General features: G+C 54.5%; 24 protein-coding genes. 19 read left to right on the top strand and 5 right to left on the bottom strand.

Translation table 11 applies throughout. From position 1 onward, the window contains the following. Window positions 1-27 precede the first annotated feature (27 nt). From AC07NP_RS08560 to AC07NP_RS08545, 4 genes are read left to right on the top strand one after another with little or no spacing between them, the layout of a single operon-like run. Complete coding sequence (locus AC07NP_RS08560) at window positions 28-1,050, top strand: ABC transporter permease (protein ID WP_494660160.1); 1,023 nt, start codon at window positions 28-30, stop codon at window positions 1,048-1,050. Beyond that, entirely contained in the window at window positions 1,047-1,943 is an 897-nt protein-coding gene (gene ddpC, locus AC07NP_RS08555; RefSeq protein WP_494660159.1) for a D,D-dipeptide ABC transporter permease, read from the top strand. Before AC07NP_RS08560 ends, ddpC begins: the two co-directional genes overlap by 4 nt. Next, window positions 1,940-2,926 carry an ABC transporter ATP-binding protein gene (locus tag AC07NP_RS08550; protein ID WP_494660158.1) on the top strand — a complete coding sequence of 329 codons (987 nt, stop codon included), beginning with the start codon at window positions 1,940-1,942 and terminating at the stop codon, window positions 2,924-2,926. Before ddpC ends, AC07NP_RS08550 begins: the two co-directional genes overlap by 4 nt. Beyond that, window positions 2,919-3,857 (top strand): oligopeptide/dipeptide ABC transporter ATP-binding protein, encoded by a 939-nt coding sequence (locus AC07NP_RS08545; RefSeq protein WP_494660157.1) that lies wholly within the window; start codon window positions 2,919-2,921, stop codon window positions 3,855-3,857. The genes AC07NP_RS08550 and AC07NP_RS08545 overlap by 8 nt, the downstream gene beginning before the upstream one ends. Window positions 3,858-3,869: 12 nt before the next feature. On the opposite strand, the gene AC07NP_RS08540 is transcribed toward AC07NP_RS08545, so the two are convergent. Further along, window positions 3,870-4,760: a LysR family transcriptional regulator gene (locus AC07NP_RS08540; protein WP_203357840.1), complete on the bottom strand. Its 891-nt coding sequence runs from the start codon at window positions 4,758-4,760 to the stop codon at window positions 3,870-3,872. Window positions 4,761-4,902: 142 nt separating this feature from the next. On the opposite strand from AC07NP_RS08540, the gene AC07NP_RS08535 reads away from it, so the two are divergent. From AC07NP_RS08535 to AC07NP_RS08510, 6 genes are read left to right on the top strand one after another with little or no spacing between them, the layout of a single operon-like run. Continuing rightward, a complete protein-coding gene (locus AC07NP_RS08535; RefSeq protein WP_494660156.1) occupies window positions 4,903-5,610 on the top strand; it encodes a CoA transferase subunit A in 708 nt (235 codons plus the stop codon). Between the two features lie 2 nt (window positions 5,611-5,612). Continuing rightward, window positions 5,613-6,269, top strand: coding sequence for a CoA transferase subunit B (locus tag AC07NP_RS08530; RefSeq protein WP_494660155.1), 657 nt, complete (start codon window positions 5,613-5,615; stop codon window positions 6,267-6,269). 10 nt (window positions 6,270-6,279) lie between these two features. Continuing rightward, window positions 6,280-7,485 (top strand): acetyl-CoA C-acetyltransferase, encoded by a 1,206-nt coding sequence (locus AC07NP_RS08525; RefSeq protein WP_494660154.1) that lies wholly within the window; start codon window positions 6,280-6,282, stop codon window positions 7,483-7,485. Then, window positions 7,475-8,398, top strand: a complete 924-nt coding sequence (locus AC07NP_RS08520; protein WP_494660153.1) for a 3-hydroxyacyl-CoA dehydrogenase family protein — start codon at window positions 7,475-7,477, stop codon at window positions 8,396-8,398. Before AC07NP_RS08525 ends, AC07NP_RS08520 begins: the two co-directional genes overlap by 11 nt. A 43-nt stretch (window positions 8,399-8,441) precedes the next feature. Further along, window positions 8,442-9,836, top strand: a complete 1,395-nt coding sequence (locus AC07NP_RS08515) for a GntP family permease (RefSeq protein ID WP_203357835.1) — start codon at window positions 8,442-8,444, stop codon at window positions 9,834-9,836. Window positions 9,837-9,847: 11 nt separating this feature from the next. Beyond that, entirely contained in the window at window positions 9,848-10,618 is a 771-nt protein-coding gene (locus AC07NP_RS08510; protein ID WP_203361276.1) for a 3-hydroxybutyrate dehydrogenase, read from the top strand. A gap of 57 nt (window positions 10,619-10,675) precedes the next feature. Here the strand turns inward: AC07NP_RS08510 and osmC are convergent, their stop codons facing one another. Continuing rightward, entirely contained in the window at window positions 10,676-11,113 is a 438-nt protein-coding gene (gene osmC / locus AC07NP_RS08505; RefSeq protein ID WP_192612216.1) for a peroxiredoxin OsmC, read from the bottom strand. Window positions 11,114-11,340: 227 nt separating this feature from the next. Between osmC and sra the strand changes: the two genes are divergently transcribed. From sra to AC07NP_RS08475, 6 genes are all read left to right on the top strand, one after another. Beyond that, entirely contained in the window at window positions 11,341-11,481 is a 141-nt protein-coding gene (sra, locus tag AC07NP_RS08500; protein ID WP_203357834.1) for a stationary-phase-induced ribosome-associated protein, read from the top strand. Between the two features lie 179 nt (window positions 11,482-11,660). After that, window positions 11,661-13,358: a malate dehydrogenase gene (gene maeA, locus AC07NP_RS08495; RefSeq protein ID WP_203357833.1), complete on the top strand. Its 1,698-nt coding sequence runs from the start codon at window positions 11,661-11,663 to the stop codon at window positions 13,356-13,358. 327 nt (window positions 13,359-13,685) lie between these two features. Next, on the top strand, window positions 13,686-15,404 hold the full coding sequence (locus AC07NP_RS08490; protein ID WP_494660152.1) for an ABC-F family ATP-binding cassette domain-containing protein: 1,719 nt from the start codon (window positions 13,686-13,688) through the stop codon (window positions 15,402-15,404). Between the two features lie 238 nt (window positions 15,405-15,642). Further along, window positions 15,643-16,653, top strand: a complete 1,011-nt coding sequence (adhP, locus tag AC07NP_RS08485) for an alcohol dehydrogenase AdhP (RefSeq protein ID WP_494660151.1) — start codon at window positions 15,643-15,645, stop codon at window positions 16,651-16,653. Between the two features lie 185 nt (window positions 16,654-16,838). Continuing rightward, the gene (locus AC07NP_RS08480) at window positions 16,839-17,120 is read left to right on the top strand and encodes a type II toxin-antitoxin system RelE/ParE family toxin (protein WP_203361275.1); all 282 of its coding nucleotides are present in this window, start codon (window positions 16,839-16,841) and stop codon (window positions 17,118-17,120) included. Continuing rightward, window positions 17,117-17,401, top strand: coding sequence for a HigA family addiction module antitoxin (locus tag AC07NP_RS08475; RefSeq protein ID WP_203361179.1), 285 nt, complete (start codon window positions 17,117-17,119; stop codon window positions 17,399-17,401). Before AC07NP_RS08480 ends, AC07NP_RS08475 begins: the two co-directional genes overlap by 4 nt. A gap of 63 nt (window positions 17,402-17,464) precedes the next feature. Here AC07NP_RS08475 and fdnI read toward each other — a convergent pair whose 3' ends face one another. From fdnI to fdnG, 3 genes are read right to left on the bottom strand one after another with little or no spacing between them, the layout of a single operon-like run. Then, on the bottom strand, window positions 17,465-18,118 hold the full coding sequence (gene fdnI, locus AC07NP_RS08470; protein WP_162382270.1) for a formate dehydrogenase-N subunit gamma: 654 nt from the start codon (window positions 18,116-18,118) through the stop codon (window positions 17,465-17,467). Continuing rightward, window positions 18,111-18,995 (bottom strand): formate dehydrogenase N subunit beta, encoded by an 885-nt coding sequence (gene fdnH / locus AC07NP_RS08465; RefSeq protein WP_192612223.1) that lies wholly within the window; start codon window positions 18,993-18,995, stop codon window positions 18,111-18,113. Before fdnH ends, fdnI begins: the two co-directional genes overlap by 8 nt. Window positions 18,996-19,008: 13 nt before the next feature. Next, window positions 19,009-22,056 carry a formate dehydrogenase-N subunit alpha gene (fdnG, locus tag AC07NP_RS08460; protein ID WP_494660150.1) on the bottom strand — a complete coding sequence of 1,016 codons (3,048 nt, stop codon included), beginning with the start codon at window positions 22,054-22,056 and terminating at the stop codon, window positions 19,009-19,011. A gap of 232 nt (window positions 22,057-22,288) precedes the next feature. Between fdnG and yddG the strand changes: the two genes are divergently transcribed. The 3 genes from yddG (at window position 22,289) to AC07NP_RS08445 (ending at window position 25,347) form a co-directional block, all read left to right on the top strand. Beyond that, the gene (gene yddG, locus AC07NP_RS08455; protein ID WP_494660149.1) at window positions 22,289-23,170 is read left to right on the top strand and encodes an aromatic amino acid efflux DMT transporter YddG; all 882 of its coding nucleotides are present in this window, start codon (window positions 22,289-22,291) and stop codon (window positions 23,168-23,170) included. A 570-nt stretch (window positions 23,171-23,740) separates the two neighbouring features. Then, complete coding sequence (gene ompC / locus AC07NP_RS08450; RefSeq protein WP_494660148.1) at window positions 23,741-24,823, top strand: porin OmpC; 1,083 nt, start codon at window positions 23,741-23,743, stop codon at window positions 24,821-24,823. Window positions 24,824-24,906: 83 nt separating this feature from the next. Beyond that, window positions 24,907-25,347, top strand: coding sequence for a GFA family protein (locus AC07NP_RS08445; RefSeq protein WP_494660147.1), 441 nt, complete (start codon window positions 24,907-24,909; stop codon window positions 25,345-25,347). The last annotated feature ends 1 nt before the right edge of the window (window position 25,348 follow it).

The following is a 25,348-nucleotide window of genomic DNA, read 5'->3' as shown; positions in this document are numbered from 1 at the left end:
CCGTACAGGCTCCGCAAGGGGAAGCCAATGACGTTCTGGACCATTTTACGTCAGCGATGCTGGGGACTCGTCCTGGTGGTCGCTGGGGTTTGCGTGATTACCTTTATTATTTCGCACCTGATTCCTGGCGACCCTGCGCGCCTGCTGGCAGGCGATCGCGCCAGTGACGAGATCGTAGAGAATATTCGCCAGCAGTTAGGGCTTAACCAGCCGCTGTATATCCAGTTCTTTCGCTATGTGAGCGATCTCTTTCATGGCGATCTGGGCACCTCGATTCGTACCGGACGCCCGGTGATGGACGAACTGCGCGTCTTCTTCCCCGCCACGCTGGAACTGGCGTTTTGCTCGCTGCTGCTGGCGTTGGTTATCGGCATTCCGCTGGGCATTTTATCCGCTGTCTGGCGCAACCGTTGGCTGGATCATCTGGTGCGTCTGATGGCCATTACCGGCATTTCAACCCCGGCGTTCTGGCTGGGGCTTGGCGTGATTGTGCTGTTTTACGGTCACCTGCAAATCCTGCCTGGCGGCGGACGACTTGATGACTGGCTGGACCCGCCGAATCACGTCACCGGGTTTTATCTGATCGATGCCCTGCTGGAAGGCAATGGCGAGGTCTTTTTCAATGCGCTACAGCACCTGATTTTACCCGCCCTGACCCTCGCCTTTGTGCATCTGGGCATTGTGGCGCGCCAAATTCGCTCCGCGATGCTGGAACAACTGAGCGAGGATTATATTCGTACGGCGCGCGCCAGCGGCCTGCCAGGCGGGTACATCGTGTTGTGTTATGCGCTGCCTAACGCGTTGATTCCGTCCATCACCGTTCTGGGACTGGCGTTGGGCGATTTGCTCTATGGCGCGGTACTCACCGAAACGGTGTTTGCCTGGCCGGGGATGGGCGCCTGGGTCGTGACCTCAATTCAGGCGCTCGACTTCCCCGCCGTGATGGGCTTTGCCGTGGTGGTCTCTTTTGCTTACGTACTGGTAAATCTGCTCGTGGATTTACTCTACCTGTGGATCGATCCCCGTATTGGTCGCGGAGGTGCTGAATGATGTTAACCGAGGAAACGCAGACGCCACCGCAAACCACCCGCCGTCGCACCGACTGGGCGAAGTTGTGGTGGCTGATCAAAGGCAGTCCGCTGACGCTGATTGGCGGCGTCATTATCGTTCTGATGCTGCTGTTGATGGTGCTTTCGCCGTGGGTCACGCCCTATAACCCGAACGCCATCGATTTAACCGCCCGCCTGCTGCCACCTTCTGCCAGCCACTGGTTTGGCACCGATGAAGTCGGACGCGATCTGTTTAGCCGCGTCCTGGTGGGCAGCCAGCAATCTATCGTTGCCGGTCTGGTGGTGGTCGGTATTGCGGGCGGCATTGGTTCGCTGCTCGGCTGTTTATCGGGCGTGATGGGAGGGCGTGCCGATGCCGTCATCATGCGCATGATGGACATTATGTTGTCGATTCCTTCGCTGGTGCTCACCATGGCGCTGGCGGCCGCCCTCGGCCCCAGTCTGTTTAACGCCATGATGGCGATCGCTATTGTCCGTATCCCGTTTTATGTGCGCCTCGCGCGCGGACAAACGCTGGTTGTCCGTCAGTACGCCTATGTGCAGGCGGCACGAACCTATGGCGCATCACGCTGGCACCTGATCAGCTGGCATATTTTGCGCAATTCGCTGCCGCCGCTGATTGTTCAGGCTTCGCTGGATATCGGCAGCGCGATTCTGATGGCCGCGACGCTGGGCTTTATTGGCCTCGGCGCACAACAGCCGAGTGCAGAATGGGGAGCGATGGTGGCGATTGGCCGTAATTATGTTCTCGACCAGTGGTGGTATTGCGCCTTCCCCGGCGCGGCGATCCTCATCACCGCCGTGGGATTTAATCTGTTTGGCGACGGTATTCGCGATCTGCTGGACCCCAAAGCCGGAGGAAAACAGTCATGACGCAACCCGTACTGGAAATTGAAGATCTGCATTTGAGTTTTCCGGGCTATAAAAGCGAGGTTCATGCCCTGAACCGGGTGTCGTTGCATATTCAGCGTGGCGAAATTGTTGGCGTGGTTGGTGAGTCGGGCTCCGGTAAATCGGTGACCGCGATGCTGGCGATGCGTTTGTTGCCGGAAGGCAGTTATCGCATTCATCAGGGACGCGTCTCGTTACTGGGTGAAGATGTTCTGAACGCCAGTGAAAAACAGATGCGCCAGTGGCGTGGCGCGCGGGTGGCGATGATTTTCCAGGAGCCGATGACCGCACTGAACCCGACCCGACGCATTGGGCAACAGATGGTGGAAGTGATCCGCCACCACCAGCCAATGCGCCGTTACGATGCGCGACAGAAAGCCGTCGCTCTGCTGGAAGAGATGCAAATCCCGGACGCCGCTCAGGTGATGTCGCGATATCCGTTTGAGCTTTCCGGTGGTATGCGCCAGCGTGTGATGATAGCACTGGCCTTCTCCTGCGAGCCGGAACTGATCATCGCCGATGAGCCCACTACCGCGCTGGATGTGACAGTTCAACTTCAGGTGTTGCGCTTGCTCAAACATAAAGCGCGCGCCAGCGGCACTGCCGTGCTGTTTATCAGCCATGATATGGCGGTGGTATCGCAACTGTGCGACAGGCTGTATGTCATGTATGCCGGCAGCGTTATCGAAAGCGGCCCGACGGAACAGGTGATTCGCCATCCCACGCATCCTTACTCTATCGGTTTGTTGAAATGCGCCCCGGAACACGGTTTGCCTCGTGAACCGCTGCCCGCGATCCCCGGAACGGTACCGAATCTCACCCATTTACCCACCGGATGCGCCTTTCGCGAGCGCTGTTTCGCCGCAGGACAGCAGTGTGATGTTATCCCGCCGATGCGCCGCACAGGCGACACGACGCAGCAATCTGCCTGCTGGTATCCGCAACTGGAGACAACGCATGTCTGATATTTTACTGGCGCTACAGGATGTGCACGTCAATTTCCCGGCCCGCAGCAACTGGCTGGGGCGCGTCACCGAACGGGTTCACGCCCTGAACGGACTGGATTTGCAGATCCGCGAAGGCGAAACCCTCGGCATTGTGGGAGAGTCCGGCTGCGGCAAAAGCACGCTGGCGCAGCTGTTGATGGGGATGCTGAAACCCAGTCAGGGGCAATGCTCCCGGGGGCGTGGATCAAACAAGGGGATGCAGATGGTGTTTCAGGACCCGCTCTCCTCGCTCGACCCCCGACTGCCGATCTGGCGGATCATCACCGAACCGGTCTGGATCCAAAAGCATAACAGCGAGCGGGAACGCCGTGCGCTGGCAGAAGAGCTGGCGCTGTTGGTGGGCATTCGTCCGGAGTATCTCGACCGTCTTCCCCACGCGTTTTCCGGCGGGCAACGCCAGCGTATTGCTATCGCGCGGGCGCTCTCCTCTGAGCCGGATGTGATTGTGCTGGATGAACCCACGTCGGCGCTGGATATCTCCGTACAGGCGCAAATCCTCAATCTGCTGGTTTCTCTCCAGGCCCGCAGAAACCTGACCTATGTGTTGATCTCACATAATGTGTCGGTGGTCAGGCACATGAGCGATCGCGTCGCGGTGATGTATCTCGGGCAGATTGTTGAACTGGGTGATGCCCGGCAAGTGTTAACTTCGCCCGCGCATCCCTATACGCGGTTGTTGCTTGATTCGGTTCCTAAAACGGGCGCGCCGCTGGCGGAAGATCTCGTGTTGCGCAAAACTGAGCTTCCCGGCAATCGCACCCTGCCACAGGGCTGTTTTTTTCGCGACCGTTGCCCGTTAGCGACGCAGGGATGCGAGAAAAAGCAGGCGCTACTCCCGCAAGAGTCGGGGCGTGATGTGCGCTGTTGGCGGGCGCTTGAGAATCGCTGACGCCGCTCTGCGTCAGGCGTTGTAGGCCTTTTTCAGGGTTTCCATCAACGCCTGAGCCGCCGTAGATAGTTTTTGATGCGCCGCGCACAGCACCCCCACCCGACGCTCGATCACCGGCCCGTCGAGATCCAGACAGGTCGCGCCCAGTTCAGTCATTTGGGTGCGGCATAACGCCGGTACCGCGCTGCCGCCTAACCCGTTCGCCACCAGCCGCCCGATAGTCACCAGTTGGTGGCTTTCGAGCGCCACTTCCAGCGGTCGACCGCTTTGCGCCAGCTTCTCTTCTAACATCAGGCGAACTGCAGAGGGACGCTGCAACGCAATGAAATCCAGACTCAGCAGCTCTCGCCAGCAAATGCGTTCACGGGTGGCCAGTTTACTGTCGGGTGGAACAATCGCGATGAAGCGATCCATCCCCAGCGGCGTAAAATGGAGGTGCCCGGAAAACTCCGGTTCAAACGCAATGCCCATCTCCACCCGCCCCTCACTGACCATCTCAATCACCTGTTCATTGATCACATCGTGGACGGTGACATTGATCCCGGAATAGCGATCGCGAAAGGTTTTCAGTACCGGCGGTAAAACATTCGCAGCAAATGACGGCATGGCGGCAACGGAGACTTTCCCACGCTGTAGGGTAAACCGCTGACGCATCGCCTCCTCGGTGTTTTCCCAGTCGGCGAGCAGCTGTCGCGCCATCGTCAGAAACGTTTCCCCTTCCTGCGTTAGCGTGACTTTGCGGGTCGTTCGCAACAGGAGCGCCCCGCCAAGCGCCTCTTCCAGCCCTTTAATGGCCAGACTCAGTGCGGGCTGCGACATATTCAGCCGGTCACTGGCATGAGCAAAATTAAGAGTGTGAGCTACCGCTAAAAACGCGCGTAACTGTTTGATGCTCATTCTCATTTTTCTTCTCTTTAACCTATTGAATACGTTTAATTAACATTAAATTGATAAAAAAACCAAATGAGTGAGTCACAAATTTAAAATTAACAAATTATTTTTCGCCCCTAATGATGTCGGCAAGGTTAACAGGAGGGGCAAGTGTATGGCTGGACTGGATAAACGGGTTGCCACCTATAAAGAGGCACTGGAAGGACTGACCGACAACATGACGCTGCTGGCGGGCGGGTTTGGTTTATGCGGCATTCCGGAGAACCTGATCGAGGAGGTTCGCCGCCGGGGTGTTCAGGGGTTAACGGTGGTGTCGAATAACTGCGGCGTGGACGGTTTTGGGCTTGGCGTCCTGCTGGACAACCGCCAGGTACGCAAAGTCGTTGCCTCGTATGTTGGTGAAAATGCGCTGTTCGAAAAACAGGTATTGAGCGGCGAGCTGGATGCCGTGCTGACACCGCAAGGCACGCTGGCAGAGCAATTGCGTGCTGGCGGTGCGGGCATTCCCGCCTTCTTTACCGCCACCGGCTACGGTACGCCCGTCGCTGAAGGTAAAGAGGTGCGTGAATTTGACGGTCGTCCTTACATCATGGAACGGGCGATCACCGGTGATTTCGCGTTGGTTAAAGGCTGGAAGGCCGACTGGTACGGGAACGTGATTTACCGCCATACCGCGCAAAACTTCAATCCCTTAATGGCGGCCGCCGGGCGAATCACGGTGGTGGAAGTTGAAGAGATTGTCCCTCCCGGTGAGCTTGATCCCGCCGCCATCCATACCCCCGGTATTTTCGTCAACCGCATTATCCAGGGGCATTTCGAGAAACGTATCGAACAACGCACCCTGCGAGCCCAAGGAGTCTGACCATGTTAACGCGTGAACAAATGGCGATGCGTGTCGCCCGCGAACTGCGCGACGGTTACTACGTTAATCTGGGGATTGGCATCCCTACGCTGGTCGCGAACTACATTCCCGACGGTATGGACGTGATGTTGCAGTCAGAAAACGGTTTGCTGGGTATGGGGGCATTTCCGACCGAAATGGAACTCGACGCCGACATGATCAATGCCGGGAAGCAGACCGTGACGGCCCGCAAAGGGGCGGCGATTTTCGACTCGGCGCAGTCGTTCGCCATGATCCGTGGCGGTCACGTCGATCTGACGGTGCTCGGCGCGTTTGAGGTCGACGTCAACGGCAGCATCGCCTCGTGGATGATCCCCGGCAAGATGGTGAAAGGAATGGGCGGCGCAATGGATTTGGTTGCCGGCGCCGAGAATATCATCGTCGTCATGACCCACGCCTCCAAAAACGGCGAATCCAAATTACTGCCCGCCTGCACCCTGCCGCTGACCGGCGTGGGATGTATCAAACGTGTTCTGACTGACCTGGCGTTGCTCGACATCGCCGATGGCGCGTTCATTCTGCGTGAACGGGCCCCTGGCGTCAGCGTGGAAGAAATCATTGAGAAAACCGCAGGCAAGCTGATCGTTGCGGATCGGGTTCCTGAAATGCACTTTGCCTGAGGAGAACATCATGCAGGACGTCGTTATTGTCGCGGCAACGCGGACACCGATTGGCAGTTTTCATGGCGCACTGGCGCCCCTTTCCGCTGTTGAACTCGGCGCGGCGGTCATTAAGGCCTTGCTGGAGAAAACTGCCGTCTCGCCTGAACTGATTGATGAAGTGATTTTTGGTCAGGTACTCACCACCGGCAGCGGACAAAACCCCGCCAGACAGAGTGCGTTAAACGCCGGTTTACCCGTCACAACCCCCGCCGTGACCATCAATCTGGTTTGCGGATCCGGGCTAAAAGCGGTACAGCAGGCCGCGCAAGCGATTCGTTGCGGCGATGCGGAAATCGTCATTGCCGGGGGACAGGAAAGCATGAGCAATGCCCCCTATTTTCTCGACGGCGCCCGCGCCGGATTACGCCTGGGTCACACCAGTCTGAAAGACAGCGTGGTGCATGATGGCTTATGGGACGCCTTCAACGATTACCATATGGGCATTACCGCCGAAAATCTGGCGGAAAGGTTCGCCATTAGCCGGGAGCGCCAGGACGCCTTCGCCCTGCGCTCGCAGAAACAGGCGGCCGCCGCGATGGAATCCGGGCGCTTTGTCGCGGAAATCACCCCGGTGAGCGTTCCGCAGGGCAAAAAACCGCCGCGTCTGGTCACTGCCGATGAACAACCAAGACCGGACACCGCCGCCGAAAAACTGGCACAGCTCAAACCGGCGTTTCGCCCGGGAACCGGCACCGTCACGGCGGGAAATGCCTCTTCTCTCAACGACGGCGCGGCGGCGGTGATGGTGATGAGCGCACGTAAAGCACAAGCGCTGAATCTGCCGGTTCTCGCTCGCATCTCCGGTTATGCGGTTTCCGGCGTTGACCCGTCAATCATGGGTATCGGGCCGGTGAATGCCAGTATCGAGTGTTTGTCCCGTGCAGGCTGGACGCTTAATGACGTTGATCTTATCGAAGCCAATGAAGCCTTTGCCGCCCAGGCGCTGGCGGTCGGCGATTCGCTGCAATGGGACAGTGACAAGATCAACGTCAACGGCGGTGCGATTGCGCTGGGGCACCCGATCGGCGCATCCGGCTGCCGTATTCTGGTGACGCTGCTGCATGAAATGGCGCGCCGTGACGTTGCCAAAGGGCTGGCGACGCTGTGCGTCGGCGGCGGCCAGGGCGTGGCGCTGGCGGTAGAACGCCCAACGGGAGCCCATCATGCAAAGTAACCATTTCGCCGTGCTTGGGGCGGGATTGATGGGCGTCGGGATTGCCACCCACTTTGCCCGTTACGGGCATGAAGTCTGGCTGTTTGATACCGATAGCGCCAGAATTGCCGAAATTAGCGCCGTTGCAGGTTCAATTCTTGATGAGCTGATCGCCACCGGGCAGTTTTCGCCCGAGCATAAAACGGCGGTGATTCGCCGACTGAAAGGCACCACTACGCTACAGGATGTCGCCTCCTCGCACGTTCTGGTAGAAGCCATTCCTGAGCGTCTCGAGCTTAAACATGCGCTGTATGCACAGCTGGAAGCGTGCATCGGTCCCGACACGGTGATCGCCAGTAACACCAGCGGTTTGCCGCCGGACGCGCTGGCCGCGCCGCTGAAGCACCCTGAGCGCTTGCTGATTGCCCATTTCTGGCATCCTCCCCACTTTATCCCGCTGGTCGAAATTGTGCCCGGCACCGCCACCCGGCCTGAGCTGACGGGCTGGCTGCAACATCTCCTGCTCGACATGCAGCTGGAAGCGGTGGTGCTCGATCGCGCTGCGCCTGGGTTTGTCGGTAATCGTCTGCAATTCGCCCTGCTGCGTGAAGCACTGCATATCGTGAAGAGTGGGATCGCCAGCGCAGAAGTGGTCGATCAGGTGATGCGCGCGTCGTTAGGTCGCCGTTACGCCATGGTGGGACCGCTCGAGGCCGCAGACATGACCGGTCTTGCCACGGTGCAGGATATCTGTCGGCATCTGCTGCCTGAACTGGCAACCGGCAGCGACATGCTGTCGCTGGTCACGGAAAAAGTGGCACGTGGTGAGACTGGCCTACGCAGCGGTCAGGGATTTTATCGTTGGGATGACGCCCGTAAGGAGTACATCCAACAGCGTCGGGAGCATCAACTGCGCTTTGCCTTAAAGCCGTAACTTCTCTTTCTGTACCCCACTATAACAATGATACTGAGGAGTCTTGATGAGTGTGTTAATCGCCCTGGCCGCGTTAGGCCTGCTAATGCTGGCAGCCTATCGTGGATACAGCGTCATCCTGTTTGCCCCCATCGCGGCATTAGGCGCTGTTCTGTTGACGGATCCGAGCGCCGTTGGCCCGACCTTTACCGGTTTATTCATGGAGAAAATGGTCGGCTTTGTAAAACTCTACTTCCCCGTCTTCTTACTGGGCGCCGTGTTTGGCAAGTTGATCGAACTGTCTGGTTTTTCCCGCTCGATTGTCGCCGCGGCAATCAACATTCTGGGGCGGCGCCACGCCATTCCGGTGATTGTGCTGGTCTGCGCGCTGCTGACCTACGGCGGGGTGTCACTCTTTGTGGTAGCGTTTGCGGTGTATCCGTTTGCCGCAGAACTGTTCAGACAAAGCAATATTCCTAAACGCCTGATCCCGGCAACGGTGGCGCTGGGGGCGTTTTCCTTCACGATGGATGCCCTGCCGGGAACGCCGCAGATCCAGAACATTATCCCGACCAGCTTTTTTGGCACCAACGCCTGGGCAGCGCCCTGGCTCGGATTAATTGGCTCGCTGTTTATCATCTGCGTCGGGCTTTTTTATCTGGAACGCCAGCGTCGCAAAGCGCAGGCGAAAAACGAAGGGTACGGTAGCAACCTGCTCAATGAGCCGGAAACGCCGGATAATATTAATCTGCCAAACCCGATCATTGCGATTTCGCCACTGATTCTGGTGGGGGTGTTTAACCTGTTGTTTACCCGCTGGATCCCGAAGTGGTACGGTGCGACGCATCAGTTGGAACTGCCTGGCCTTGCCAAACCGATTACCACCGAAGTGGGCAAAATCACTGCGATCTGGGCCGTTGAAGCGGCGCTGATTTCCGGGATCATCCTGGTGGTGGTGTTCGGTTATCGCAATATTCATGGCCGCATGGCGGAAGGCAGTAAAACCGCGGTTGGCGGTGCCATTCTGGCGGCAATGAATACGGCATCAGAATATGGTTTCGGCGCCGTTATCGCCGCCCTGCCAGGTTTTCTGGTGTTGTCGAAAGCGCTGGCGGCGATTCCTGATCCGCTGCTCAACGAAGCCATTAGCGTCACCACGCTTGCCGGGATCACCGGCTCGGCATCGGGTGGGATGAGTATCGCCCTGGCCGCGATGTCCGACACCTTTATTGCGGCGGCGAACGCGGCGAACATTCCGCTGGAAGTGCTACACCGCGTGGCCTCAATGGCCAGTGGCGGTATGGACACGCTGCCGCACAACGGGGCGGTGATTACGCTGCTGGCGATCACCGGATTGAGTCATCGTCAGGCTTACGGCGGGATTTTTGCCATCACCGTGATTAAAAGTCTGGCCGTACTGTTTGTTATCGGCGTCTTTTACGCCACCGGCATTGTCTGAGGAGAATCATGATGAATTTACACGGTAAAACCGCTCTGGTTACCGGTTCCACCAGCGGTATTGGTTTGGGGATTGCGCAGGTGCTCGCCAAAGCAGGCGCAAACATTATTCTTAATGGTTTTGGCGATATTGAGGCGGCAAAAGATCGCGTGGCGCAATACGGCACCACGCCGGGCTATCATGGCGCCGATCTCAGTGACGAAACACAAATCGCCGACATGATGCGCTATGCGCAAAGCGAATTTGGCGGCGTGGATATTCTCATCAACAATGCCGGGATCCAGCATGTTTCCCCGGTCGAGACCTTTCCGGTGGAGAAATGGAACGCCATCATTGCGATTAACCTCTCGTCCGTGTTCCACACCACGCGACTGGCGCTGCCGGGGATGCGCGAGCGTAACTGGGGACGCATCATCAATATTGCCTCGGTACATGGGCTGGTCGCCTCGAAAGAGAAATCCGCCTATGTGGCGGCAAAACACGGGGTGGTGGGACTGACCAAAACCACCGCGCTGGAAACAGCGCAAAGCGGCGTCACCTGTAACGCGCTCTGCCCTGGTTGGGTGTTGACGCCACTGGTACAGCAGCAAATCGACAAACGGATTGCCGACGGCGCAGCGCCGGAAAGCGCCCGCGATGCGCTGCTCGCGGAAAAACAGCCTTCCCGTGAGTTTGTCACCCCAGAACAGCTTGGCGAGCTGACGCTCTTTTTATGTTCCGAAGGGGCAGCCCAGGTGCGCGGCGTGGCGTGGAATATGGATGGTGGCTGGGTCGCACAGTAAATCTTGTTACCTTTACCGGCCTGGGCGATCGCAGGCCGGTAAGCGCAACGGGGTCAGTTACGGTGTTAACTGTAACTGATAATCAAGGGTAATTTCTGCCTTCAATACCTGAGATACCGGGCACCCGGCCTTCGCTTTCTGGATAATCCCGTCAAAGGTCGACGCATCAATACCGGGCACCACCACCACGCTGTTGAGCGCAATTTTGGTGATCGCAAAACCAGCATCCACTTTATCCAGTGAGACATCTGCCGTGGTATCGATTGAGGTTGGCGTAAACCCGGCCTCTCCCAGCATCAACGAAAGTGCCATCGAGAAACAGGCCGCATGCGCGGCGCCAATCAGCTCTTCCGGGTTGGTGCCTTTAACGCCTTCAAAGCGTGTGTTAAACCCGTAAGGCTGCTGGTTCAGCACGCCGCTTTCGGTTGAAACGGTGCCTTTTCCGCGTTTGATGTCGCCTTCCCAGTGTGCCTGACCTTTCTTATGGATTGTCATTGCTACTCTCCTTAATTGTCGTCGGGATAACAAGTATAGGACGCCTGTACGCAAAGCGGATAGATAAGAGAACGTTCTGAATTACCGCTTAAACATTGACCTTTCAGATAAAATAGTCGACCATCCAGTAAGCCGTTTTCGCTGAGAACGGCGTTCTATGGGGTTGTATTTCGTCCGACATCGCGCGGGCTCATCCTTGAAACCATTAGCAGGATTAAGGAGTTAGAATGAAATCGAACCGTCAGGCCCGTCATATTCTTGGACAGGACCACAAAATCTCCAATCAACGTAAAACCGTGACCGAAGGCGACAAAACCAGCGTGGTCAACAATCCAACCGGAAGAAAACGCCGCGCTGACAGCAACTAGTCCCCGCCTGTGTTGATATGACGACAAACACCATTGCCACCGCAATGGTGTTTTTGCTTATAAAACCCCTCTATCCATACACAATGCTTTATAATCTGTGCCCGATTCCCTGGCGGCAAGGCAACATATGACGATAAACGACAATGCCAGGGTCGGTAATTCAAAAAAGAGTGAGTGACATGGACATCAAAACCAAGAAACCGCGTTCCCTTTACATCCCCTACGCTGGCCCTGTACTGCTTGAATTTCCTCTCCTGAACAAAGGCAGCGCATTCAGTGCGGAAGAGCGTCGTAACTTCAACCTGCTGGGGTTACTACCGGAAGTCGTCGAAACGATTGAAGAACAGGCCGAACGCGCCTGGATCCAGTACCAGGGATTCAAAACTGAAATCGACAAACACATTTACCTGCGCAACATTCAGGATACCAACGAAACCCTGTTCTACCGACTGGTGCATAACCATCTCGATGAGATGATGCCGGTCATCTACACCCCAACGGTCGGTGCCGCCTGTGAGCGTTTCTCTGAGATCTACCGTCGTTCGCGCGGCGTGTTTATCTCCTACCAGAATCGCCACAACATGGACGATATCCTGCAAAACGTCCCGAACCACAATATCAAAGTGATCGTGGTGACTGACGGTGAGCGTATTCTGGGGCTGGGCGACCAGGGAATTGGCGGTATGGGTATTCCCATCGGTAAATTGTCGCTGTACACCGCCTGTGGCGGGATAAGCCCGGCGTACACCCTCCCGGTGGTGCTGGATGTCGGCACCAATAACCAGCAACTGCTGAACGATCCGCTCTACATGGGCTGGCGTAACCCGCGTATCACCGACGATGAGTACTATGAATTTGTCGATGACTTCATCCAGGCGGTGAAGCAACGCTGGCCGGACGTGCTGTTGCAGTTCGAAGATTTTGCCCAGAAAAACGCGATGCCGTTACTCAACCGCTATCGTGATGAAATTTGCTCTTTCAACGATGATATCCAGGGGACTGCTGCGGTCACCGTCGGCACGCTCATTGCGGCCAGCCATGCTGCGGGTAGCCAGTTAAGTGAGCAAAAAATCGTCTTCCTCGGTGCCGGTTCCGCAGGTTGTGGGATTGCCGAGCAGATAGTTGCGCAGATCCAGCGCGAAGGATTGAGCGAAGAAGCCGCTCGCCAGCGCGTGTTTATGGTGGATCGCTTTGGTCTGTTAACCGACCAGATGCCTAACCTGCTGCCATTCCAGACCAAACTGGTGCAAAAACGTGAAAATCTGCACCAGTGGGATACGCAAAACGACGTGCTCTCCCTGCTTGATGTGGTGAGAAATGTGAAGCCGGATATTTTGATCGGCGTTTCCGGTCAGACGGGGCTGTTTACCGAAGAGATCATTCGCGAGATGCACAAGCATTGTCCGCGTCCGATCGTGATGCCGTTGTCTAACCCGACCTCTCGCGTGGAAGCCACACCGCAGGACATCATCGCCTGGACGGAAGGTAGCGCGTTGGTGGCGACGGGCAGTCCGTTCGCCCCGGTGGTGTGGAAAGATAAAACCTATCCTATCGCCCAGTGTAATAACGCCTATATCTTCCCGGGTATCGGTCTGGGCGTGATCGCCGCAGGCGCGTCACGTATTACCGACGAGATGCTGATGTCGGCCAGTGAAACGTTAGCGAAATATTCGCCGATGGTACTCAACGGTGAAGGACTGGTTTTACCGGAGTTGAAAGATATCCAGGCTGTGTCGCGCGCCATTGCGTTTGCCGTCGGCAAAATGGCCCAGCAACAGGGTGTCGCGGTGAAAACCTCCGCCGAGGCGCTGCAACAGGCTATCGACGATAACTTCTGGCAGGCGGAATATCGCGATTACCGCCGTACGTCCATCTAACTACCCCTATAGCCCGGCGGCGCAATGCTTGCCGGGTTATTCTCCCGCCGATGTTTACAGTGGCGAAATTCCCTCTTTGTGCTTACACTTTCACCACCCATTAACATTCGGAAAATAAAAGGAGGATACTTATGCTGTACTGTGAACGTTTCATCGCTTCACATACATTAGGCGATCGTCAGTGCTCAAGCGTTATCGATATCGTGCTGCGATAACTTCGGCTTGAGCGAAGCGACTTTCTCTTTCCCCTTCTCTCGGGCTTACCGGGTTATCGTCAGCGATGTTTGACGAGGCGTTTTCACGCCTGTAACTCTTGAGTAAGCAGCAATGAGCACTTTATTAACCGCACAATCTTTACACGTTGATACGGCGTTTGGCCCGTTATTCTGTGATCTCACCTTTACGCTGAAAAAAGGCGATCGTATAGGGCTTATCGGCGACAACGGCTGTGGCAAAAGCACACTGCTAAAAATTCTCGACGGCAGCGAAACGCCAACCTCAGGCACTGTTGCTCTGGCCAGTCACTGTCATCTCGCCCGTGTTGAACAACATTTGCCGTCTGACATTCTCTCGTTACCCCTGCGGGAAGCGCTGTTGGCGCAGCTGCCGGAACGCGAGCGCCTCAGCCAGCAATGGCAGGCGGAGTCATTACTCGCGGAAATGGGTTTTACTGCAGAGGAGTTGTCACTGTCAGCGCAAGTGCTGAGTGGCGGACAGCATACGCGTCTGTTACTGGCCCGCGCGTTGATGCACCGTCCTGACCTGCTGTTACTGGACGAACCTGGCAACCACTTGGATCTCCCTACCTTATTGTGGCTGGAGCAGTTCTTACAACGCTGGTCAGGCAGTTTCGTGGTGGTCTCGCATGATCCTAATCTGTTGGATGCGGTCACTAACGGCACCTGGATCCTGCGCGATCGTCGCCTGCACGCGTTCGCGCTGCCCTGTAGCGCGGCGAGACAAGCATTAGCGGACGCGGATGTCAGTGATGCGCTGCGCCACAAAGCAGAGCAAAAAGAGATCGACAGAGTCACCGCCAGCGCCAAACGGCTGGCGAACTGGGGACGGGTTTATGACAACGAAGATTTGTCCCGCAAAGCGAAGCAGATGGAAAAACAGGTTTCCCGTCTGAAAGCCGTGCAGACAGACGTCACGGCAGGAAGTCAGTGGTCACTAACATTACAGGGTGATAGCGTCCGCGCTGATCGCCTGCTGGAGATGAACGACCTGTCCGTGTCACCGGCGGCGGAAACCCCAGTGCTGTTTTCTGTTCCGGGGGCGCGGCTAAAAAGCGGTGACCGGGTGGCGATTGTCGGGCGTAACGGCTGCGGAAAATCATCGCTGCTCCGGCTTCTCTGGCAGCAGTTTCAGTCTCAGCAGGACAATGCGAATGTGTCTCTGCACCCTCGCGTCTCACTGGGCTATTACGATCAAACGCTACAGCAGCTCGCAGATAATGATTCGTTGTTTGATGCGCTTGAACCGTTTGCCCCACAGCCAGACGTACGCAAGATGGCGCTAATTGGCGCGGGGTTTCCCTGGAACCGTCATCAGCAGCAGGTCAAAACGTTAAGCGGCGGCGAGCGCTCACGGTTATTGTTTGTGGGATTGTCGCTGGCGCGGTTTAGCCTGCTGATGCTTGACGAGCCGACTAACCATCTGGATATGGATGGGAAAGAGGCGCTGGCGCAAACCCTGCAAACCTTCAGCGGCGGCGTATTGCTGGTGAGTCATGACCGACAGTTGATCAGCCAAAGCTGTAACCGCTTCTGGTTTATTGAACGGGGTGTGTTGAGCGAATGGCACGATCTCGAGGCGATCAACTCGCGGATTCGGGAAACGGCTGTTACGTGGCCAACGGCGACTATCACGGCTCAGGCATCGGCGAATCCCCTCCCGGATGACAGCGATAGCCTGCTGGAAAAGCTGTTGCTGCTGGAACAGCAATTAGCGAATGACCTGGCGCGTAAGCCAAAGCATCAGAAGCCACATTTGCAGGCGCAATGGCGTCAGGAAATCGACGCGCTGATTTTGCGGCTAGAATAAGCATGACATCAGGGCACCGGCCAGGTGCCCTTTCTTACCTGTCTCGTCAAGCTATTAATATTAGTATTTATTATGCTTTGACAGGCCCGTTGGCGGTAAAAACAGGCCAGAACAGGGAAATAATCGTGCTTCACACTTGCATATATCATCAGAAAAATTAATCCTTACGAGGTAGAGGATAATAAGACTCACTCGCTTTACTCGCTATGCAGTTCACCATCATGATAAGGAGAAGACTATGAAGGCTGCTGTTGTCACTAAAGATCATCAGGTTGATATCACTGAGAAAACGCTACGCTCGCTGCAACACGGTGAAGCGCTTCTGAAAATGGAGTGCTGTGGTGTGTGTCATACCGATCTCCATGTTAAAAACGGCGATTTTGGCGACAAAACCGGCGTCATTCTGGGACATGAAGGCATTGGCGTTGTCACTGCCGTTGGGCCAGGCGTGACCTCCCTTAAGCCAGGCGATCGCGCAAGCGTGGCATGGTTCTTTGAAGGATGTGGTCACTGTGAATACTGTAACAGCGGCAACGAGACGCTGTGCCGGAGCGTCAAAAACGCAGGTTACAGCGTTGATGGCGGTATGGCTGAAGAGTGCATCGTGGTAGCGGATTATGCGGTGAAAGTGCCGGATGGTCTGGAATCCGCCGCAGCAAGCAGCATTACCTGTGCGGGCGTCACCACCTATAAAGCCGTGAAAATCTCGAAGATCAAACCCGGTCAGTGGATTGCTGTCTACGGACTTGGCGGTCTGGGCAACCTGGCGCTGCAGTATGCGAAAAACGTCTTTAACGCCAAAGTGATTGCCATCGACGTGAACGACGAACAGCTGAAACTCGCCAAAGAAATGGGTGCCGATCTGGTCATCAATTCACGCACTGATGATGCGGCGAAAATCGTGCAGGAGAAAACGGGCGGCGCACACGCAGCGGTGGTGACTGCCGTTGCGAAAGCGGCGTTTAACTCTGCCGTCGATGCTGTCCGTGCTGGCGGTCGTGTGGTTGCCGTTGGCCTGCCGCCGGAAGCCATGAGTCTGGATATTCCACGCCTGGTGCTGGACGGTATTCAGGTGGTCGGTTCGCTGGTGGGTACGCGTCAGGATCTGACCGAAGCGTTCCAGTTTGCCGCTGAAGGCAAAGTGGTGCCTAAAGTGGCCCTGCGTCCGCTCGGCGACATCAACGCTATCTTTAAAGAGATGGAACAAGGCCAGATTCGTGGCCGTATGGTGATTGATTTCCGCCGTTAATCGGTAAACGGCGACGGCTTTACTGCTCGTCGCCGTTTGTTTTGCGAAGCGCTTTCCACAAACATCCTCTCCTGCTTCCTCTTTAAACGCCTTCCCGACAAAATTTCGACAATCGTAGCGAATGTTGTTGCGTTACACGGAACAATAATGATAGCGTTCCTCCTGAAGGAACAAGGATGATTTGGATGATCATGAGCTTCAGACACAAGGGATTGCGTGACTTGTTTCTTCATGGGCGTACGTCAGGCGTTCTGACAACGCAGGTAAAACGACTGCGTCACCGTCTCGCTGTTATTGATGCCGCCTGCCATATTAACGATATCGACATGCCAGGCTACAGGCTGCACTCGTTGAGCGGTGATCGTGATGGCGTTTGGGCGATATCGGTATCGGGGAACTGGCGAATAACCTTTGAGTTCGTCAATGGCGATGCATACATACTGGATTACGAGGACTATCACGCATGAAAATGGCAAATCATCCCCGCCCGGGGGAGATTATTCAGGAGGCGCTGAACGAACTTAACGTTAGTCTGCGCGAATTTGCCAGAGCAATGGACATTGCTCCCTCTACAGCAAGCCGGTTACTCACCGGAAAAGCGGCGCTAACCCCAGAAATGGCGATTAAGCTCTCCGTGGTGATCGGCAGCTCACCGCAAATGTGGCTGAATCTGCAAACCGCCTGGAGTCTGACAGAAGCCGAAAAAACCGTTGATATTTCAAGGCTCCGTCATCTGGCAACGCAATAATTCATCTGATAAAAAAATGGCGCCTTTTTCAGCGCCATTTTTACTGTATAGAGTCTAAAGAGATTATAGCCCTTCTTCACTCTCTTTTTTGGCTTCGGCTTTCTCGACGTCGCGATACCAGCGCGGGTGGTGTTTCTTCGCCCAGCGACGGCTGACTTTCCCTTCGACCATACCTTTGATCGATCCTTTCACCCAGAATGCCATATACATATGGATGAGGATGGCGTGCATCAGAATAATGCCCGCTGCCGCATGGATCAGCAGGCTGTAACGCACTACCTGCATCGGGAAGAACTGCGCAAAGTACGGACGCCAGATGATGACGCCGGTGACCAGCAGAACGAAAATCATGCTCATGATCGACCAGAACATCATTTTCTGCCCGGCGTTGTACTTACCCACGTCCGCCACTTTGTGTTCATTGCCCTTCAGCACTTCCACAATATTTTTCAGCCACGGAATGTCTTTCTTATCCGGGATGTTGTGTTGTACAAAACGAAAGAACATAAACATCAGCGCAACGAAGATCGCGATGCCGAAGAACGGGTGCAAAATGCGCCCCATCTGCGGCGTACCGAAGGTTTGCGTCAACCATTGCAGCGTCGGGAAGAAAAACGAAATTCCCGACAGCGCCACCAGGAAGAAACAGATCACCACCGTCCAGTGACAGGCGCGGTCGATAAATTTCGTGCGCACTATCATTTTTGACTTACTCATGATGATCCTCCTCTTCGTCGTCCACTTCTTTGTTCGGGCCGATACCAATGTAGTGGTAAATCAGTCCGGCGAAGGTGGCGATAAACCCAGCTGCCGCCAACGGCTTCAACGCCCCTTTCCACAGGTTGATTGAGGTGTCGACTTTCGGGTCCTTCGGCAAACCGTGATACAACTCTGGCTGGTTAGCATGATGCAGTACATACATCACGTGTGTCCCACCCACACCCTGCGGGTTATAAACACCGGCATGTTCATACCCGCGCGCTTTGAGTTTTTCCACGCGCTGCTCGGCCATTTCCAGCATCTCTTGCTTGGTGCCGAAATGAATCGCCCCCGTCGGGCACGTTTTCACGCACGCTGGCTCCTGGCCGACACTGACGCGATCGACGCAGAGCGTACATTTGTAGACCCGGTTATCCTCTTTATTGAGGCGCGGTACATTAAACGGACACCCGGCAATGCAATAGCCGCAGCCAATGCAGTGTTCAGACTGAAAATCGACAATCCCGTTAGCGTACTGGATGATTGCCCCGGCTGACGGGCATGCCTTCAGGCAGCCCGGATCTTCACAGTGCATACAGCCGTCTTTACGGATCAACCACTCCAGCTTGCCGTTTTGCTCGGTTTCGCTAAAGCGCATCACCGTCCAGGATTTCGCGCTCAGATCGGCAGGGTTGTCATACACCCCAACACAATGCCCAACCTCATCGCGAATGTCGTTCCACTCCGAGCATGCCACCTGGCAGGCTTTACAGCCTATGCAGGTGGAAACGTCGATCAGTTTGGCGACCTCAGCCTTGTAATCACGCGCCTGGGGAGGCGGCGTGATGGCGTTTGTTGCGGACCGTTTGATGATGTCCTGCGTTTCCAAAGACATATGTTCGCCTCCCTTACGCCTTCTCGATGTTAACTAAAAACGCTTTGTATTCCGGCGTTTGCGAGTTTGCATCACCGACGTTCGGCGTCAGAGTGTTGGCGATATAGCCTTTACGCGCGACCCCTTCAAAGCCCCAGTGAATCGGGATCCCCACCGTTTCAACCTGCTGACCGTTAACCTGCAAGGTGCGCAGACGGCGTGTGACCACCGCAACGGCACGAATAAATCCGCGCTGGCTGCTGACTTTCACATAGTCGCCGTTGGCGATACCTTTCGCGGTGGCCAGGGTTTCGCTGATTTCCACAAACTGCTCTGGCTGGGCGATCGCATTCAGCAATGCATGCTTGGTCCAGGTGTGGAAGTGCTCCGTCAGACGGTAGGTGGTACCGACATACGGGAACTTATCCTTTTTACCCAGGCGCAAGGCATCTTCTTCATACAAGCGCACCGCCGGATTGGAAATCACGTTTGGATGCAGCGGGTTGGTTCCCAGCGGCGTTTCAACCGGCTCGTAGTGTTCCGGGAACGGCCCTTCCGCCATTTTATCAATGGCGAACAGACGCCCCAGCCCTTCCGGCTGCATGATAAACGGCCCGGTTGCGCTGCCCGGCGGGGCAGTGTTGAAGTCCGGAATATCGTTACCCGTCCATTTCGCACCGTTCCACTGGATCAGCATCCGCTTCGGATCCCACGGTTTACCCTGCGGATCGGCGGAAGCGCGGTTATACAGTACGCGGCGGTTCAATGGCCACGCCCACGCCCAACCCAACGTGTTACCCAGACCAGAAGGATCGGCGTTGTCACGGTTGGCCATCTGGTTGCCCTGCTCCGTCCAGCTACCGGTATAAATCCAGCAGGAGGAGGCCGTGGTACCGTCATCGCGCAACTGAGCGAAACTGCTCAGTAACTGGCCTTTCTTCGCAATCAGCACACCGTTGGTGTCATAGAGATCGGCCAACGCATAGCCGTTGTTTTCTTTGGCGACCTCTTCGGATTCCGGATGGTCGGGCTGCTTGTAGTTCCAGCTCATTTTCAGCAGCGGCTCTACGCCTTTACCGCCTTCATTGCGATAGAGATCGCGCAGACGATGGTAAATCCCGGCCAGAATTTCGCCGTCATTGCGGGCTTCGCCTGGCGCATTCTGGCCTTTCCAGTGCCACTGCAGCCAGCGACCGGAGTTAGCAATCGAGCCATCTTCTTCCGCAAAACAGGTGGACGGCAGGCGGAACACTTCGGTCTGAATCGACGCCGGGTCGACATCGTTTGACTCGCCGTGGTTCTGCCAGAACGTAGACGTTTCTGTCACCAGCGGATCGATAACGACCATGTACTTCAACTTACTCAGGGACTGCACCACTTTGTTTTTGTCCGGGAAGGACGCCACCGGGTTGAAGCCCTGACAGATATAGCCGGTCACTTTACCGCTATCCATCATGTTGAAGTATTTAATGACGTCGTAGGACTGATCCCATTTCGGCAGCCACTCAAATCCCCAGTCATTCTCTTTCTGCGCCGCGTCGCCGTAGAACGATTTCATCAGGCTGACAAAGAACTTCGGATAGTTGCCCCAGTAGTTCACCTGCTCGGCAAGCGTCGCTTTCGGCGTATTGGCCTGCAGATAGGTTTGCAGATCGGTCTGTTTCTCAGACGGCAGCGTCAGATAACCGCTCAGACTGGTAGAAAGAAGACCTAAATCCGTTAAGCCCTGAATGTTGGAGTGCCCACGCAAGGCGTTCACGCCGCCGCCGGCCATGCCCATGTTGCCGAGCAGCAACTGGATCATCGCCATCGTACGAATGTTCTGCGCCCCGACGGTGTGTTGCGTCCACCCCAATGCATAGAGGAAGGTGGTCGTACGATCGGCCGCGCTGGTGGAGGCTAACACTTCACACACTTTCAGGAAGTCGGCTTTTGGCGTACCGCAGATGTTTTCCACCACATCCGGCGTATAACGGGAAACGTGATGTTTCAGTAAGTTCCACACGCAGCGTGGGTGACTTAGCGTGTCATCGCGTTTTGCATAGCCGTTTTCATCGAACTGATAGTTCCATGATGACTTATCATACTGACGTTTTTTCGCGTCGTAACCGCTAAACAGGCCGTCGTCGAAAGCAAAATCATCCCGTACCAGCAGGCTGGCGTTGGTGTAATGCTTCACATACTCCGCGTTGATTTTCTGATTTTCGATCAGGTACAGCAGAACGCCAGACAGGAACGTAATGTCCGTACCGGAACGGATCGGCGCATAGATATCCGCAACCGATGCTGTACGCGTAAAGCGAGGATCGACGACAATCAATGTCGCATCATTATTATTCTTCGCTTCCATCGCCCAGCGGAATCCCACCGGATGTGCTTCAGCGGCGTTACCGCCCATCACCATTACGACGTTGGCGTTTTTGATATCAACCCAGTGGTTGGTCATCGCACCGCGACCAAATGTTGGAGCAAGACTTGCTACCGTTGGTCCGTGTCAGACGCGTGCCTGGTTGTCGACTGCCAGCATGCCGAGCGAGCGCACAAATTTTTGCGTCAGCATACCGGTTTCATTACTTGCCGCAGAAGCGCAAAGCATCCCGGTAGACAGCCAGCGGTTGACGGTGACGCCCTGCTCGTTCTTTTCAATAAAGTTGGCGTCACGGTCAGCTTTCATCAGTTTTGCGATACGGGAGAATGCTTCATCCCAACTGATACGCTGCCATTTGTCTGAACCCGGCGCGCGATATTGTGGATAACGCAGGCGGTTTTCACTGTGAACATAGTCCAGCAGACCCGCGCCTTTAGGGCATAACGCCCCACGGCTTACCGGATGGTCCGGGTCCCCTTCAATATGGTAAATCGCTTCCTTCGCGTTTTTGGCTCCATCTCCGAGGCTATACATTAATAGCCCGCATCCCACGGAACAGTATGTGCAGGAGTTTCGGATCTCTTTGGCGCGCAGCAGTTTGTAATTACGCGCCTGAGCCAGTGCAGACTTAGGTGCGAAACCAAGCGCTGCGACTGTTGTTCCTGCCATACCGCCCGCGCAGATTTTAAAAAATTGTCTGCGGCTGACGTCCATTGCTTTCCTCTTTTTTACAGGGATGTAACTTCGCGACGAAACTAACAGCTATGACCATATCTTTTTTGCGTCAAATCAATAACGAATCGGTTCCGCTACTAAATAGTGCCGTTTGTCGAACATTTATACCCACAAAGAAGTAGCAGGCAGGATGATTTATTAACGCCGACTGTTTAAAAGTGCTATAAATTTCAGCTTCTTTAATGAAAAGGAACGAGGACAGACGAACAGAATGACGAGAAAAAAAGCAACGCTAATTGGACTGATTGCCATCGTGCTCTGGAGCACCATGGTGGGGTTGATTCGTGGCGTGAGTGAAGGACTTGGACCGGTGGGCGGCGCGGCAATGATCTATTCATTAAGCGGACTGTTGCTTATTTTTACGGTTGGCTTTCCTAATATTCGTCACTTTCCTGTTCGTTATTTAATCGCTGGCAGTTTCCTTTTCGTTACTTACGAAATATGCCTGGCGCTGTCGCTGGGTTATGCGGTGACGCGACATCAGGCTATTGAGGTCGGCATGGTCAACTATTTATGGCCCAGCCTGACGATTCTTTTTGCCATATTGTTTAATGGACAAAAAACAACCTGGCTGGTCATTCCTGGATTAATTGTGGCGTTGACCGGTGTCTGTTGGGTATTAGGCGGTGAAAATGGACTCAATCCTGGTGAAATAATCAGCAACATTGCCACCAACCCATTAAGCTATTTTCTCGCCTTTCTGGGCGCATTTATCTGGGCGACATATTGTACAGTCACCAACAAATATGCCCGGGGATTTAACGGAATCACTGTCTTTGTTTTGCTCACTGCCGCAAGTTTATGGGTCTACTATTTACTGACGCCACAGCCTGAAATGCATTTCACCCTTCCCGTCACCATCAAGTTATTTTCGGCGGCATTAACGTTAGGTTTTGCTTACGCGGCGTGGAATGTTGGAATTTTGCACGGAAATGTCACTATCATGGCCGTGGGTTCTTATTTCACCCCCGTGATGTCGTCTGCGCTGGCTGCGGTTCTTTTAAGCGCCCCACTTTCATTTTCGTTCTGGCAAGGCGCTATTATGGTGTGTGTCGGTTCACTGCTCTGCTGGCTGGCAACACGCCGTGCCTGACGCCAAATATCGGGTCTTAATATCGTCCACTGGATGAAAAACGACCCGACTGCCTATTTCCTGTTACAAATTCTTATCTGACAGTTATTACGTGGATATCCCACACGTAGAAAATTCTTATTTGCTTTTTCACCGTTTTATTGCCATACCGTTAATACCATACCGGCTGCTCATTTTGGCGTCACATGAACAAATTGTATGCAACCATTTTCTTTTGTGTTAAATATGTTATCAATATGATTATATTTTGATAACACTCAGCATTTTATGCTCAAAGGAAACTGTATTCATGCATATAGTTAGTAAGGGCAACTAACGAATATCAAACAATAAATACAGATATAGTCCCTCTCGTAAATATATCTATGCAGTAAGTTCCTAATTTAAACTAAATTTCTCAGCTCTATTATGTAGATCTGGATCACATAACTGTAAATATTCAGTAATATTATGAAACTTATTATTGAACTTATACCACTGCGTAATTTAAAAATGGTCTGCCATTGACTGACGGGTTCGTTTAGAAATGGTTTAGGAAACACACTAAGAAAATTATAAGGATTATTGAGCATGAAACTTAAATTAGTTGCAGTGGCAGTGACTACCCTGTTGGCAGCAGGTGCTGTAAACGCAGCAGAGATATATAACAAAGACGGCAACAAACTGGATCTGTACGGTAAAGTACACGCTCAGCATTATTTCTCTGATGACACCAAGAGTGATGGCGACAAAACCTACGCTCGTATGGGCTTCAAAGGCGAAACGCAGATCAATGACCAACTGGTTGGTTTTGGTCAGTGGGAATATGAATTTAAAGGCAACCGTACTGAAGATCAGGGTTCCGAAGGCGACAAAACTCGTCTGGCATTCGCTGGTCTGAAATTCGCAGAATACGGTTCTTTCGACTACGGCCGTAACTACGGCGTAGCGTACGACATCGGCGCATGGACCGACGTTCTGCCTGAGTTCGGTGGTGATACCTGGACCCAGACTGACGTGTTCATGACCAGCCGTACTACTGGCGTTGCAACCTATCGTAACACCGACTTCTTTGGTCTGGTTGAAGGTCTGAACTTCGCCGCTCAGTACCAGGGCAAAAACGACCGTAGCAACGTTAAAGAAGCTAACGGCGACGGTTTTGGTCTGTCTACCACTTATGAGTACGAAGGCTTCGGCATCGGTGCGACCTATGCTAAATCTGACCGTACCGACCGTCAGAACAAGAGCACTAACGGCGTGTTCACCGCTGACGGCGACAACGCTGAAGTATGGGCTGCTGGTCTGAAATACGATGCGAACAACATCTACCTGGCAACCACCTACTCCGAAACCCGTAACATGACCACCTATGGTTCAAATGTTAACGGTATCGCGGATAAAGCGCAGAACTTTGAAGCGGTTGCTCAGTACCAGTTCGACTTCGGTCTGCGTCCGTCCATCGCTTACCTGAAATCCAAAGGTAAAGACATCGGCGGTTTCGGCGACCAGGATCTGGTTGAATACGTTGACCTGGGCGCGACCTACTACTTCAACAAAAACATGTCTACCTTCGTTGATTACAAAATCAACCTGCTGGATGACAACAACTTCACTCAGATTGCTGGCGTAAGCACTGACAACGTTGTGGCTGTAGGCCTGACCTACCAGTTCTAATTTTGTTGTAGCCTGAAATCAAAGCCAGCCCATGATGGGCTGGCTTTTTCTCTTGATCCAGACTCGGTCATAAGGAGTATGCCGTGCAGACGTTCACAGGTCGTTGTCTTTGCGGACAAAGTCATTTTACCGTTAACGTCGAAATGCTTGATGTTTATGCCTGCCACTGCACGTTGTGCCAGAAATGGTCAGGTGGTATTGCCATGTATCTGGAAGCCAGCGGTCAACCGCTGATGTCGCCAGAGTCATCAGAACCTTCGCACTTTCCCTCTTCAACACGTGGAGAACGTTTTTTCTGTTCCGGTTGCGGATGCCCACTGTGGTTTACGTTGACCGACAGTGAGCGCTATTTTATTCCGTGGACATTGCTGGAGCTTAACGAGGTCGATCGCCGTCGCCTGATCCTGGCAGCCGAAATCTACACCGAAACGCAACCCGCTTTCTGGCGGCTCACGGGGCAATATGCCCGCCTGAGCGGTAAGGAAGTTGAGGAGATGGATTACCCTTGCCAGTTAGCCCACTAAA

The organism is Citrobacter sp. GW821-FHT07H02 (assembly GCF_059418505.1).
Note: the sequence above shows the minus strand (reverse complement) of the source record. Positions and strands in the feature narration are given on the sequence as shown.

Bases quoted from the DNA above. Each gene is read 5' to 3' on its own strand.
- adhP (WP_494660151.1), top strand. From the start codon at position 15,643: ATGAAGGCTGCTGTTGTCACTAAAGATCATCAGGTTGATATCACTGAG.
- ompC (WP_494660148.1), top strand. From the start codon at position 23,741: ATGAAACTTAAATTAGTTGCAGTGGCAGTGACTACCCTGTTGGCAGCA.
- ddpC (WP_494660159.1), top strand. From the start codon at position 1,047: ATGATGTTAACCGAGGAAACGCAGACGCCACCGCAAACCACCCGCCGT.
- fdnH (WP_192612223.1), bottom strand. From the start codon at position 18,995: ATGTCTTTGGAAACGCAGGACATCATCAAACGGTCCGCAACAAACGCC.
- AC07NP_RS08540 (WP_203357840.1), bottom strand. From the start codon at position 4,760: ATGAGAATGAGCATCAAACAGTTACGCGCGTTTTTAGCGGTAGCTCAC.
- yddG (WP_494660149.1), top strand. From the start codon at position 22,289: ATGACGAGAAAAAAAGCAACGCTAATTGGACTGATTGCCATCGTGCTC.
- maeA (WP_203357833.1), top strand. From the start codon at position 11,661: ATGGACATCAAAACCAAGAAACCGCGTTCCCTTTACATCCCCTACGCT.
- AC07NP_RS08510 (WP_203361276.1), top strand. From the start codon at position 9,848: ATGAATTTACACGGTAAAACCGCTCTGGTTACCGGTTCCACCAGCGGT.
- sra (WP_203357834.1), top strand. From the start codon at position 11,341: ATGAAATCGAACCGTCAGGCCCGTCATATTCTTGGACAGGACCACAAA.
- AC07NP_RS08530 (WP_494660155.1), top strand. From the start codon at position 5,613: ATGTTAACGCGTGAACAAATGGCGATGCGTGTCGCCCGCGAACTGCGC.
- AC07NP_RS08490 (WP_494660152.1), top strand. From the start codon at position 13,686: ATGAGCACTTTATTAACCGCACAATCTTTACACGTTGATACGGCGTTT.
- AC07NP_RS08560 (WP_494660160.1), top strand. From the start codon at position 28: ATGACGTTCTGGACCATTTTACGTCAGCGATGCTGGGGACTCGTCCTG.
- AC07NP_RS08550 (WP_494660158.1), top strand. From the start codon at position 1,940: ATGACGCAACCCGTACTGGAAATTGAAGATCTGCATTTGAGTTTTCCG.
- fdnI (WP_162382270.1), bottom strand. From the start codon at position 18,118: ATGAGTAAGTCAAAAATGATAGTGCGCACGAAATTTATCGACCGCGCC.
- AC07NP_RS08545 (WP_494660157.1), top strand. From the start codon at position 2,919: ATGTCTGATATTTTACTGGCGCTACAGGATGTGCACGTCAATTTCCCG.
- AC07NP_RS08475 (WP_203361179.1), top strand. From the start codon at position 17,117: ATGAAAATGGCAAATCATCCCCGCCCGGGGGAGATTATTCAGGAGGCG.
- AC07NP_RS08535 (WP_494660156.1), top strand. From the start codon at position 4,903: ATGGCTGGACTGGATAAACGGGTTGCCACCTATAAAGAGGCACTGGAA.
- AC07NP_RS08520 (WP_494660153.1), top strand. From the start codon at position 7,475: ATGCAAAGTAACCATTTCGCCGTGCTTGGGGCGGGATTGATGGGCGTC.
- AC07NP_RS08525 (WP_494660154.1), top strand. From the start codon at position 6,280: ATGCAGGACGTCGTTATTGTCGCGGCAACGCGGACACCGATTGGCAGT.
- osmC (WP_192612216.1), bottom strand. From the start codon at position 11,113: ATGACAATCCATAAGAAAGGTCAGGCACACTGGGAAGGCGACATCAAA.
- AC07NP_RS08480 (WP_203361275.1), top strand. From the start codon at position 16,839: ATGATCATGAGCTTCAGACACAAGGGATTGCGTGACTTGTTTCTTCAT.